This window comes from Kribbella sp. NPDC043289 (genome assembly GCF_056436705.1).
In genome coordinates, this window is sequence record NZ_JBWKCB010000003.1 from 1 (window position 1) to 12,732 (window position 12,732).

Here is a 12,732-nt window from a genome sequence, read left to right on the forward strand (position 1 = left end):
AGGAGAGAAGTTTCTCTTCGAACGTGGCAAAGACTTTCCTTTCCAGACGACCCAATCTTAGTTGGGTCGCTGTCCGGGAGCTTCGGGGCACCTCACTCGCTGTAAGCGAGCTGGCCGGCACACGTCAGCTCATCATCAAGCCGCCCAGTCTTATGCGACCTTGGAGATCGCGCAACCCTTTGTTTTTAAGGCATATCGAGCGATAGATTACCGCCGTTCCGTTCGGCGTCACGCGACGCCAAACCGAACGGCTTGCGCCATCGCAGATCACCCGACGGGCGTCGCCACGCACGGGTGCGACACCGGTGCGAGCATTAGACCTGACTTGGGTCACTTGAGCAAGTTTCTGGGGGCTGGAACGCGCTGACCTGCGGATATGCGGTTGGTTAGTGCGTCGTCAAGGCACTAATCCGGGTCGGTATGATCGGCCGGTGGCCTGGGTTCGGAGGGTTCGCACGGCGTCTGGGGCCACGGCGGTGCAGATCGCTGAGTCGGTCGCGGGCCGGCGCCGGATCGTTCGTCATGTCGGCTCGGCGCGCGACGAGGTCGAGCTCGGATTGCTGATCGAAGAAGCGAACCGGCTGCTTGCTGATGATCGTCAAGGAGTCCTTGACCTTGGCATCACCCCGGCCGTCCCGAAGGCCGTGCTGCTCCCGCCGCCGACACCACCCGGGTTGTTTGCCGGCGCCGCGGCCCCGCCGCCAGCGCGGCAGATGGTGCCGCGCTCGCGTGTCCTCAAGAGCTCCTCAGCGCTGCTTTAAGAGGCTCTTGCTGGGGTGTACTCCAGCCTCGGCTTCGACGTCGTGGACGACGAGGTCTTCCGCGACCTGGTGATCGCACGCGTGGTCGAGCCGACCAGTCTGCTGGACGTCGACCGCGTGCTGGCCGAGATGGGCCGAGTCTCAGCGAGCCTATCGACTCGCAAACGCACGCTGCGGCGCGCTCGGGAAGGGACCTATCGCGACCAGATCGCGACCGCCTGCTTCAACCACGTTCTTTCCAGCGGTGATGTCAGTCTGGTGTTGTACGACGTCACCACGCTCTACTTCGAGGCAGACAAGGAAGACGACCTGCGCAAGGTCGGCTATTCCAAGGAACGCCGTGTCGATCCTCAGATCGTGGTCGGGCTGCTGGTAGACCGGCGTGGGTTCCCACTCGAGATCGGCTGCTATGCGGGCAACCAGGCAGAGACCCTCACTATCGTCCCGATCGTGAAGGCGTTCCAGGCACGGCACAACCTGGCCGACATGGTCGTCGTGGCCGATGCCGGGATGCTGTCCTCGAACAATCTGAAGGACCTCGACAACGCTGGGTTGCGGTTCATCGTCGGATCCCGGGCGACCAAGGCGCCGAAGGATCTGGAGTCTCACTTCCGTTGGCACGGGGACGCGTTCGCTGACGGCCAGCTCATCGATACCATCACCCCGCGCACCGGGCACAACAAAGACGCGGCGAGCAACCCGAAGATCAAGGCCGAGCCCATCTGGGATCCCGGCCGGCATCCGGGGTCGTGGCGGGCGGTGTGGGCCTACTCGACCAAGCGCTCGGTCCGCGACACCAAGACCCTGACCCTGCAGGAGAACCGCGCCAAGGCCGTCGTTGCCGGGGAGAAGACCGCACGCAGCCCGCGGTTCGTCAAGACCACCAACGCCGCACAGACACTCGATGAGAAGGCGCTCGCGCGGGCACGGCGGCTGGTCGGATTGAAGGGCTACGTCACCAACATCCCCGCCGGCGTCATGCCTGCAGGCGAGGTCATCGCCAGCTACCACGATCTCTGGCAGGTCGAGCAGTCCTTCCGGATGTCCAAGACCGACCTCCGCGCCCGGCCGATCTTCGCCCGCACCCGCGACGCGATCGAGGCCCACCTCACCATCGTGTTCACCGCCCTCGCCGTCAGCCGCACAGTGCAGAACCGGACCGGCCTCTCACTACGACGCGTCCTGCGCACCCTCAAGCCACTTCGCTCAGCGACCGTCGAGATCAACGGCATCACCACCACCATCCCACCCGCACTCAGCCTCGCCGAGCCACAATCCTCAACGCGCTGCAGGACCCCACCGCAAGGCACTAAAGCATTTGGCCCAACTCAGGTGTCCCTCGTCCCCGGTGAGTCGCATTCGCGTTGTCAAAGGGGCGCCTTGATGTGCATCACCGTGGTCGGCGCGAGGACAAGCCTTGTCTCGCCCGTTTCGCTTCCGGCGTCCGCTACCTCTGGGCTTGGCACGAACAAGACGCATGACGTCACGGTCGGGTCCTTGGAGGAGCGGCACAGAATGCCATCCACTCGCAGGTCATAGCGGAAGGTCTCTGCCACGACCTGCGTCGGTACGTAATCAAGGTTCTGCAAGGCCGACGGATCGGCGGCCTCGGTCGCGTCCTTGACGAAACCGTGGAGAAACTGAATGCTCGCCCGGAGATTACGCCGCTCGGGGTCGAACAGACTGGGCGCCGCTGGCGGGTCACGCAAGTCGACGACGGCGAGTGCGACTGTGGTGGTGAAGCACCCGATACTGCCGTCCAACGCTTCGTCAGCGTAGCCGGCCACCTCGGCTCGCGCGCCCGCGGCCGTCGATGCGCCGTAGAAGGCTCCGATGCCCTTCGGTGACATCCGATTGTCACGCGCGACGGTGTCGGGCGGTGTGCCCAAGGTGGCGGCGGATGAGTAGCCCTCGGTCGCACTGTGCGGACAGACGCGCCACCATTCACTACCTGCCGGCAGTTCCCGTATGAGGCCAGCGTCGGCGACCGCTCCAGCGATTGACGCGGGTATGGCATGCATGGGGAGCGCACCCGCGCCGTTCGCGGTCGTCGGGTCGGTGGTAAGGAATGTGAAGCGGCGGCGATGTTTGACGAAGGTTCGAAACGCAGCCCACCCCCGTTGCAGGGCTTCGGTGGGTGTCGCGGCATACGGATCGCGCTGGCACCACTGAGCGGTCTCGATCGCGCGCTGGAGATCTTCCTGGACGGACTCGTTGTCGGTGATGTCGAGCTCCCACAGCAGATCCCACGTGTCGTGAACGTCGCCGACATAGCCGCCGTCCCGGGCCATCTGTTCGATCGGATCCTCATATTCGTGCCGCAGCCCGTCCACTACGAGCTTCAGTACGAACTCGAACGGCGCGCTCGCCTTTGGCGCGGTGGGCGTCTTCTTGCAGTAGTCGCAGGTCTCGTGGCCACCATGAGCGTCGACTGCGGCGATCAGCGCTGGGTCGACAACGCATTCATTGCAGATATTCGTACCGACCTCGCTCCAGCCGCGTTCCTCGACTTCCACCAGGTAGCGCTTGACCATGCCCATGAGCTCGATCAAACATCCCGGCACGAGCTGTCGCAAGCAGCTTCGCGAGGATCGCTTCCAGGTATGTTCCAGGGAAGCAACTTCGAAGTCTTGGGGGATCGACATGAGCACACCGATCAGGTATTCCGACGGGGACGCGGATCTGCGGGTCCTGCTCCTTCAGTGGTACCGCCGGGCGCGTCGCGCGCAACTGGCGCACATCGCTACCTCCGGGCGGTACAAGCGGAAGGCGCGATGGTTGGGGGTACCGACGGTGATCCTGACGGCTTTGGTCGGAACCAGTGTCTTCGGCACTCTGACGAAGCCTGCGGATCTGTGGCTGAAGGTACTTACCGGGATGGTGAGCGTCGCGGCGGCTGTCCTCGCGGCGCTGCAGACCTTTCTCCGGTCCGGAGACGAGGCCGGTGTACACCAGACGGCGTCCAGGGAATACGGTGGCCTGCGCCGTGAGATCGCGCAGGTCGGCGCCGTCGGGGGCATGGCCCGGACGGATCTCATCGCTGCCATCAACCGTGTCCGCGAGCGGTACGACGACATCTCCGGCGCGTCCCCGACAGTGCCAGCGGCCACGTTCAAGAAATACGAGGCCTCCACCCGCGCCTACTTTCCGCCGGAATTCAGCTTGTGGCCCGAGGCTCCGAAACAGGAATCCCAGGCCGGCAGCACAAAGCCTGTCTAAAGGTGGTCGCGGGCCACGACGGGCTGCGCTGTGCTCTCGTCGAGCAACATATACAAGTCATCGGCGAGGACGTCGCCGCTGCGGAGATCACGACAGTGCTCGTTGTCGACGAAGACAACCCAGTTCTCCGATGTCGGATCGACGCTGCTGCCGTACTTGATTGCATCGATCCGCAGGGGTTCGGGAGCGAAGAGGAGGAAGGCAACGAAGATCTGGGTCGGACGGTAGTGGCTGGGATCCTCCGTCTTGGGGTCGCGGATCGTCTTGGCGAACCTGATGAGGAATCTGATCGCATCGTCGGTTTCAGCCGCATCCGGTGCGAACGGGGACGGCCACGGGGGCGGCTCCATCAGATCGAGATACGCCAACGCACGCGTCGAGCTGAACTGGCCCGCGCAGAGTTCGACGTCGTCGCCGTGGTGGTTGATCATTTCGATCACCGCGCCGCGGAGACTCGAGCTGCCATAGAACACCGATTGATTCTTGACGCTCAGGCGGCCCTCGTCTGCCTTCTCGACCGGAGAGCTTCCAAGGGCTGAACCGGTACTGTGCATTTCGTTCCCGGTCCGTGGCCGGCAACGCCACAGCCGCGGAGTGGCCTGCTTGAACAATCCCCCGACCATCGCGACCTTTTCGATGCGTCTGAAGAGTTCGAGGACGTCGCCTGGCAGCTCTGCCAGCAGGAACTCCGTGGCGGCCGCGAAAGCACCGGCGCGTGCTTGGTCCTTGACGAGCCGCCACGCACCTTCATCGAAGTCGTTCAAGCTCGCCCACACCGCACGGCGCCGCACGAACCCATAGGCAACAGGGTTTCGCTCGGCGACGAACGCTTTCAGCGGCGCCAAAGCCGCGTTGCCGACCGCGCCGTCCAGGAGCTCATCGAGGATCACCGCGATGTCTTCGACAGGCGCACTCCCCTCGCCGTCATCGTGGAACACACCCGACTCTTCCGCCGACAGATACCGGTCGCGGACGACGTCCTCCACCACTACGGCAAGCTCCTCGAAGGAGACGGCCGCGCGAACGGTCTCGCAGAAGTCGCACCGGCCATCGTCTGCCCTATCGGCGACGGACCTCCACAGGTCAGGATCGATCACGCATTGCCGACAGATGCAGGTATTCGGGTCGTTCAGATCCGTGACCCTGTTCTCCCAGTCCTCGAGGAAGTCATGAACGGACGTGAACGGCCGCGGGTTCGACGGTGGTGTCGGGATTGCCATCGGATGCTCCTCACTGGCCCCTGCGGTCCAACCCGAAGAATGACAGAAGGCTGCCACTCTTGTCCGCCCAGCTCGACGATTCGCTCCCTGAGCCACCGTCGTCGAACCTTTCCTCCGCCCGTTACGACGTCGGCAATAGCGCCAGGTTGGCGAAGACGCACCGGGTGGAGTCATCTACTCCTCCGATGTCTTCTCGAGCCGATGTCGCGATGTCAGGCCACTTGCTGTTCAAGAAGGCGCTCAACTGCGTCATCGCCAGCTCTCCGTCTGCGTCCAGCAGTTCGTCGAAGACCGACTTGCCGTTGATGCTCACCCGAGCGTGGTGCGGGGAAGCAAAGTCATCGACCCTGTGCAGGTCCCCGGATGAGATCGCCCACAGGTAGCGGTGACGAAGGTCGGCAACGCATCGTCCTCGATGTACGGAACAACTGTGATCGTGGGATCGCAGACCGCCTGCACCGTCTGCACCGCATTCGCGCTGCGATCTACCACGTCTACGTGTGCCGGACGAATCGTGGTCGCGACGAGCTGACGCACCTGGAGGTCCGTGGAGGGAAGGAGAATCCAATGATTGACGCTCGTTCGGCGCGAATCAGCGAGCTCGCAACATGGTGTGCCACTGAGCTCTCAGGCCACGGTTGCGATAGAAGTCGTTCTTGCTTCCGGCCGGCGGGACGATCAGCGGCTCCAAGTCGTCGTGCAGGAATTGCCGTCGACCGTGAACCGAGTCAATACGTCTGTTGGTTCGGTACGGCGCTACCGCAGGCAGATTGTCCGTCGGCTGCACTACGCTCAGACTGCCCCAGCGGCGTGGTCCCCTGCGACTGTTGCCGGCTGCTGCGGGACAGACGAGGACTCCGAATGACCCTGTTGGACGACCTGATCACCGGAGCGGCCGGTGAAGCATCCATCGCGAGTCTGCTCCGCCAGGTCAAGGTTCTGGCATCCAGAACTGGCGCACATCCCCTTGGTGCCTGGATCGAGCATGAACTCAGCCGCTACCCGGCTGACGTCGAGGTTCCGCGGTACCGGGGACCGCATCACGTGCACGTTCTGGGCCACTTCATGGGCGGGTTCGGCAGGGAGCTGCGAAACGTGCAGATCCCCAGCTCCAGCTGGAACAAGGAGCTGGAAGCTGACTCCCCTTTTCGAAATCGTGCTGCGCGAATCAGTTGCCGAACTCGGAAGCATGGCGGCCCAAGATGACGTCACACTCGCGTGGAACGCGAACATCGTCCATAACTACAACCAGTTTGTGCAACGCGGGTTGGTCCAACGCATCGTCGTCGAGGACATGGTGCTCGTCGAGGCCAAGATCCCAGTCTCCCGTCATCTGCTTGTCGGCGTACTCGACGCGGTACGCAACCGAGTACTCGACCTTGCCCTGGAGCTAGAGAAGGTCGTACCAGATGCCGGTCAGGTGGGCACGCCCGACGCGGAGCAGCACCTCGCAGCGATGGTCATCAACAATCACTTCCACGGCCCCTCGAACGTTGCGATCGGAAGTACAGACGTCAAGCAGGCGATCAAGCCACCTGCCAAGGGAGACGTCGAAGGCCTCGTTCACTTTCTGGGGGAATCAGACCTTGGGCCTGACCTGATCACCGGTCTCCGCGCCGCCGCCAAGGAGGACCAGGAAAGTCCAATGGCCGGACCGGGCCGCTGGGTGAGAGTGCGCCGATGGTTCGCCGATGTGGCCCAAGATGCTGGAACTGAAGCGATCGGCGGCGCCGTCGTGGCCGCCGCAGTCGGGTTCCTCGGAGGTTGACCCGCCATCGGCATGGCGGCGCTCCACCAGCCGTGTTATCCGCGCCCGCTGCGTATCCTGACCTCGTGCCTGCGCTGAATCACACCGGGTCGGCTTCCGATCCGGCACCCGAATCGACTACCCGAATGTCTGAAGACTCCGACTCGATGCACCCGCCTGCGCTTGCGGACGATGCAGCCGAGCTGCTTCAGCTTGTCTGGGATGAAGTCGACCGCACCGGCAACTGGCCGACATTCGAGGCGATCGACCGAACCCTCCTGAGCCGCGACGCCGACGCCGACCTCACCGAACTCATCGGCCGGCTCCCATCGCTCTTCCTGCACGGAGGCCGGCCGCAGGGAAGTGCACGACCCGATCCCAGCGGAAGACTGTCACTCACCGTCGCAGGTGCGATTGCATGCTCCGGCACCGAGCAGGTACTCGAGGTGGTGGTGGCTGCCGCGCGCATCGCGGCAGACGCGTATCTGAATGGCGATCCGGCATTACCTGTAGAAGTGACCTTCAACCAGGTACTCGAAGAGCTTGGCCTGGACTTGCCTGAAGCCGAAGAGAGGGAACTTGGCCGACGCTCAGCGTCGCTGCTCTCCTCCGAGCCGTGGACCTCATCCAGTTCCAACGACGATGGTCTGTGGAGATACAGCGTCGACCGCGACATCCGGCTCTACAGAGGAGTCGCAACCATCGGGCAGTACTGGCACGCACGCCAGCGCCACAAGGCTGCCCAGGAGTCAGCAGATGCCAAGGGATTGTTGGGCTGGCTACCCAGCGACAACCGGTTGGCTGGGGTGGCGGCTGACCCAGCTTCCACGAGCAGCGTCATAACCAATCACTTCCACGGTCCCTCGAACCCCGCACTGAACAGCGCTGACGTCAAGCAATCGATTAAGCGTCCGAAGGAAGAGCCCGGAGAGTCGTCGTCTCTGCACGGTCATCCGGAGCCTGCAGTCACGCCTGCCCTCGAGGCCGTTTCCGGGCCAGGCTCTCATCCAATCCTGGTGTTCCTCGGCGCTGCTATAGGCCTGTTCACAGTCGTACCGACTGTCATCCAGGCAACACACGAGATCTGGGCTCAGATCACAGCGACGAGCCTGGCCGTGTTCACCGTGCTTCTGCTTCTCGTGTGCGGGCTCAGGTGGAGTCGGTGGCCGCGATTTCGGAAGGCCGGTCTGGTCATCGCCGCGATACTTGCGTTGGGGATCGGCGCCGTACTGATCGTCGGCAACGCGTCCTCGTGACCAACCTGCTTACCACCCGGTCCGGCCGTCAGTGGATGTCCACGGTGAGCCGGATGGCGAGCCCGGCGAACATCGCCGCCGTGACGCGCTCGAGGCGCCGCCGCATCCTGCTGCCGGTGCGGAAGAAGCGGTCGGTGAGCGTGCCGGCCAGCAGCGCCACGCTCGCGTCGACCGGGAACCCGACGAGGATGAACACCGTGCCGAGCACCTGGAACTGCACCGTGGCCGGCCAACTGCCGCTGCCGGTCGCGATGAACTACGGAACGAACGCACGGTAGAACAGGATCACATTCGGATTCGCCAGATTGGTGAGCGTCGCCATCACACATGTCCGGTGCAGCGTCCGCCGCGGCAGCCCCGGCGGCGCCTCCGCGACTCCCAGTTCCTGCCGACTCGCTCGCCACGTGAGATAGGCCAGGTCGAGCAGGAAGCCGCTCCCGCGATCCGTACACCATCACGCACCTCAGCCGCCGCACGGATCAGTGCATACAGTCCCACAGCAGCCGCCACGGTGTGCACGGCTGATAGGTCGGGCGTAGCCCTTCACGCTTGAGAGGCCGGTTGGTCGAGAGGTGGACGTTTGCACGCCAACGTGTGGCGAGCCGGTTGCTGCGGCACCCACGCCCCGTCCGAAGCGCCGGACGTGCAGTCATCAACCCACCGACCTTGTATCGGGACGCTCTTTAGATGATCGCTCAACGATTCAGCGTTCCCTCCCGAGCCGCATCGACTGCTCCTGGCGCCAAAACGCGGTCAGCAGCACCGTCACACCTCTTGCATGCCAGGCGGTCCACGCCAAGTGCCGCGCCGATCGGTCCCTTGGCCGCTCAGCCGTTGAGCCTGCATGAGCGAGCTGGCGAACGCACGCACCCGCCAAATTCCGGGCGGTCAACTGTGATGAGTATCCACCGGTTGAACGCCGGAGAGGGGTACCAGTACCTGCTTCGGCATGTCGCTGCTGGAGACGTTGATCGGCGGATGGCTACACCGCTGACGGCGTACTACACGGCGTCGGGATACCCTCCTGGCCGCTGGTTGGGACAGGGGCTTCGCCGCCTGGGCGACGGCGAGTTGGTGCCCGGCAGCGAGGTGACCGAGATCCACATGGCTGCGCTGTTTGGCCGTGCGGAAGATCCGGTGACCGGCCGGATGCTCGGCGAGCCGTATCGCGTTTTCAAGAGCCCGGAGGAGCGCATCCGGGAGCGGATCCGTGACCTCGACACGGCACTGCCGGATGCCGAGCGCGTGCACGCCGTGGCACGGATTCGGCGGGCAGAGATGCGGAAGAAGTCCCGTCAGGCGGTTGCCGGTTTCGACCTCACGTTCTCTCCGGTCAAGTCAGTATCGGCGCTGTGGGCAACGACCGACGTTGGCACCCAAGAGCAGATCGTCGCCGCCCATCATGAAGCGATCGCGGATGTGCTGACGCTGATCGAGGAGCACGCGGCGTTTACCAGGAGCGGCGATGGCGGCATCGCGCAACTGGATACCCGCGGAGTGATCGCGGCCGCATTCGATCACTGGGACAGCCGCAGCGGCGACCCGCAACTGCACACCCACGTGGTTGTCGCGAACCGTGTACAAGGCCCGGACGGCGCATGGCGAACTCTCGATGGGCGCGTGCTGTACCGGGCCGCGGTGGCGATGTCGGAGATCCACAACGTGCTTCTCGCCGACCATCTCACCCGACGTCTCGGCGTGAACTGGGAGCTGCGCGAACGCGGTTCCCGGCGGAATCCGGCGTTCGAAATCGACACGATTCCCGACGACCTGATCCGCGAATTCTCGGCCAGAACCGCACAGATCGAGGCCAATCTGAACGCACTTCTCGACGACCGCGGCGAACAGATCCGCCCACCTGACGCCCGCGAAATGTATGCCCTACGGCAGCAGGCGACCCTCATGAACCGCCCACCCAAGCACCTCGCACAACCCCTCGCCGCGCTGATGGCGCAGTGGCGAAAGCGCGCCAACCAAGCCATCGGGCACGACACAGTCGCCGCCATCCGACGATCCCTCAGCAGGGTCGGCGAGCGTCCGCTGGCTGCGACAGACCTGAGCCCAGAGACGGTCGACGCGTACGGCACCGCAACTGTCCTAACGCTGCAAACGAAACGCGCCACCTGGACACGCTGGAACCTGCTCGCCGAGGCCGCACGCCAGACCCGGCTGCTGCGCTTCGTCTCGCCCGGCGACCGGTTCACCGCGCTGCAAGCGATCGTCGAACGGGCCGAGCAGCACTCGATCAGCCTGACGCACCAGAACTGGTCACCATCCCCGTCACCCGCTCCAGCGGCGAGAACGTCTTCACGATCCACAACGGCCAGATCTACACCTCACCCGTCATCCTCGGCGCCGAGGCGGTCCTCCTCGACCTTGCCCGCGACGCCGGCGCACCCACTATCGCGCCAGCATCGATCAACACCACCGGTCTCAGCGCCGACAAGGCCGTCGCGCTCCTCCGAATCGCGACAGCGGGCAGAAGCTCGAGGTCCTGATCGGGCCCGCCGGGGCCGGCAAGACCAGCCTCTTGTCCGCACTCACCGCCAGTTGGGGGTCCACGTACGGCGACGGATCGATCATCGCCCTCGCACCGTCCTCAGCCGCCTCAACCGTCCTGTCCGATGCCATCGGCGCTCCCACCGAGAACATCGCCAAATGGATCTACGAATCGGCCGGTCTAGGCGCCGAACAACGCCGCGAACAGATCCTGCAAACCGAACATGCCGCAGAGCTCGCTCGCCGCTCACGACGCCGTCTCCGCCGTGAACGACTCATCGTTCAGCTCGCAGCCCTTAGAGCTCAGAGCGATCGATGGACCTTCCACAAGAACCAGCTCGTCATCATCGACGAAGCCTCCATGGCCAGCACCATGGAACTCGCCAGTCTTGCCCGCGCTGCCAATGCGGCTGGAGCGAAGATCCTGCTCGTCGGTGATGACGCACAACTGTCCGCCGTCGGCACCGGCGGCGCGTTCCGGCTCATTGCCAAAGACACCGAGGCAGCCGAACTCACCGACGTCTGGCGCTTCACGAACCCGTGGGAGCGCGACGCCAGCCTCGCGCTGCGTCGCGGCGAGCTGAGCGCCATCGATGCCTATGACAACCACGACCGACTCACCGCCGGCTCATCAGACGAGATGGAAGAGGCCGCCTACAAGGCCTGGCTCGCCGACACCAACGGGGGCAAGACCAGCCTCCTGATCGCCGCCGACAACACCACGGTTGCGCGGCTCAACGCCCGGGCCCGACTCGACCGCATCACCACCGGCAAGGTTGAACCCGACGGCATCGAGCTCCACAACGGCAACCACGTCGGCCTAGGCGACTACATCGTCACCCGCCTCAACAGCCGCCGCCTCCCCTACGGTCAGCGCCAGTTCGTGAAGAACGGCGACCACTGGACCGTCATCCACCGCTGGCCTGACGGTTCCCTCACCGTCCAAAACCACGCCAAGGACACGGTCACCCTGCCCAGCGCCTACGTCCAGGAATCCGTCGAACTCGCCTACGCCACCACCGCCCACCGAGCCCAAGGCGCCACCGTCGACACCGCCCACCTCCTCGTCACCGAGCAACTAACCCGAGCCCTGACGTACGTCGGCATGACCCGCGGCCGCGACACCAACCTGGCGTACGTCGCCACTCACCAGAGCTCCTCGGATCTCCACGAGCCGCATCCCGAACAGACCATGCAAGACGTCCTCGAAGCCGTCCTCAACGACCCCGGCGTCGAACAATCCGCACACGAAGTACTCCGCCGCGAACTCGACAATGCCACCCGCCTCGACCGTCTCGTTCCCATCTACGAACACCTCTGCCAACTCGACGCCAAGATCCGCTACAAGCAGGCCATCGACGCCTCCGGACTCGACCCAGCAGACCAAGCGGCACTCCAGGCGTCCCCTGCCTACGGCGCACTGATCGCCGAGCTCCGCCGCGCCGAGAGCGCCAGCATCGACGTCAGCGAGGTTCTCCATCGCGCCGTCGACCAATCGCCTCTGACGAACGCCAACGACCTCGCAGCTGTCCTCCACGCCAGGGTCGATCGGCTGGTTTCCAGAGCCCTCCGCCGCCGAGGCGAACACCCAACTGCGGTCGCCGGCCTAGTAATCCCAGCAACGCACGTCAGCGACCCGACCTTGATCGCCCCACTCCGCGAGCTCGAATCCCAGATTGCACAACGCGCCGATTGGCTGGCCGGCAAAGCCTCAGCCGAGCAGCCTGCCTGGTACCGAGAACTGCACCGAGTCGCCAGTACCCCACCAGACCAGGATCTCGCCGATCTTGTGCGCGAGATCGCCGCCTACAGGGAGGGCTACCAGATCCATGCGCCTGCGGTCCTCGGAGACGCGCCACCAGAGAAGGCAGCCGTGCGACGCCGTCAACACTCCCGGCTCCTGAACCTCCTCACTGCCTGCTCATCGGGCGCCACTGAACGACCGACAAACCACACAGCCCCCTCGGCAATGCCGCCAGAATCCATCACCCCAACGCAGCCGGACTGACAGCCATGAGCAGGATCGGCGC

At 64.5% G+C, this 12,732-nt stretch carries 10 protein-coding genes and 2 pseudogenes; 7 read left to right on the forward strand and 5 right to left on the reverse strand.

Annotation, left to right across the window (positions count from 1 at the left end; all coding sequences use genetic code 11):
• Nucleotides 1-431: 431 nt before the first annotated feature.
• Nucleotides 432-2,045: pseudogene (locus AC0662_RS18365) on the forward strand (IS1634 family transposase); the annotation flags it as partial.
• An 83-nt stretch (nt 2,046-2,128) separates the two neighbouring features.
• Here AC0662_RS18365 and AC0662_RS18370 read toward each other — a convergent pair.
• Entirely contained in the window at nt 2,129-3,301 is a 1,173-nt protein-coding gene (locus AC0662_RS18370) for a HEPN-associated N-terminal domain-containing protein (RefSeq protein ID WP_478301947.1), read from the reverse strand.
• A gap of 103 nt (nt 3,302-3,404) precedes the next feature.
• Between AC0662_RS18370 and AC0662_RS18375 the strand changes: the two genes are divergently transcribed.
• Nucleotides 3,405-3,980, forward strand: coding sequence for an SLATT domain-containing protein (locus AC0662_RS18375; protein ID WP_478301949.1), 576 nt, complete (start codon nt 3,405-3,407; stop codon nt 3,978-3,980).
• Here the strand turns inward: AC0662_RS18375 and AC0662_RS18380 are convergent.
• Complete coding sequence (locus AC0662_RS18380; RefSeq protein WP_478301951.1) at nt 3,977-5,200, reverse strand: RES family NAD+ phosphorylase; 1,224 nt, start codon at nt 5,198-5,200, stop codon at nt 3,977-3,979. The two genes, AC0662_RS18375 and AC0662_RS18380, sit on opposite strands and share 4 nt — an antisense overlap.
• 121 nt (nt 5,201-5,321) lie before the next feature.
• Nucleotides 5,322-5,513, reverse strand: a complete 192-nt coding sequence (locus AC0662_RS18385) for a hypothetical protein (protein WP_478301953.1) — start codon at nt 5,511-5,513, stop codon at nt 5,322-5,324.
• Between the two features lie 548 nt (nt 5,514-6,061).
• Between AC0662_RS18385 and AC0662_RS18390 the strand changes: the two genes are divergently transcribed.
• From AC0662_RS18390 to AC0662_RS18400, 3 genes are all read left to right on the forward strand, one after another.
• Nucleotides 6,062-6,406 (forward strand): AbiTii domain-containing protein, encoded by a 345-nt coding sequence (locus AC0662_RS18390; RefSeq protein ID WP_478301955.1) that lies wholly within the window; start codon nt 6,062-6,064, stop codon nt 6,404-6,406.
• Entirely contained in the window at nt 6,336-6,968 is a 633-nt protein-coding gene (locus tag AC0662_RS18395; protein WP_478303396.1) for an AbiTii domain-containing protein, read from the forward strand. Before AC0662_RS18390 ends, AC0662_RS18395 begins: the two co-directional genes overlap by 71 nt.
• A gap of 65 nt (nt 6,969-7,033) precedes the next feature.
• Nucleotides 7,034-8,203, forward strand: coding sequence for a hypothetical protein (locus tag AC0662_RS18400; protein WP_478301957.1), 1,170 nt, complete (start codon nt 7,034-7,036; stop codon nt 8,201-8,203).
• Between the two features lie 28 nt (nt 8,204-8,231).
• On the opposite strand, the gene AC0662_RS18405 is transcribed toward AC0662_RS18400, so the two are convergent.
• Together AC0662_RS18405 and AC0662_RS18410 are read right to left on the reverse strand one after the other, a co-directional pair.
• Entirely contained in the window at nt 8,232-8,423 is a 192-nt protein-coding gene (locus tag AC0662_RS18405; RefSeq protein ID WP_478301959.1) for a hypothetical protein, read from the reverse strand.
• 36 nt (nt 8,424-8,459) lie between these two features.
• Nucleotides 8,460-8,630, reverse strand: coding sequence for a hypothetical protein (locus AC0662_RS18410; protein ID WP_478303398.1), 171 nt, complete (start codon nt 8,628-8,630; stop codon nt 8,460-8,462).
• Nucleotides 8,631-9,100: 470 nt separating this feature from the next.
• Between AC0662_RS18410 and mobF the strand changes: the two are divergent.
• Both mobF and AC0662_RS18420 read left to right on the forward strand, forming a co-directional pair.
• Nucleotides 9,101-10,171, forward strand: a pseudogene (gene mobF, locus AC0662_RS18415) (MobF family relaxase); the annotation flags it as partial.
• A gap of 562 nt (nt 10,172-10,733) precedes the next feature.
• Entirely contained in the window at nt 10,734-12,710 is a 1,977-nt protein-coding gene (locus tag AC0662_RS18420; protein ID WP_478301961.1) for an ATP-dependent DNA helicase, read from the forward strand.
• The last annotated feature ends 22 nt before the right edge of the window (nt 12,711-12,732 follow it).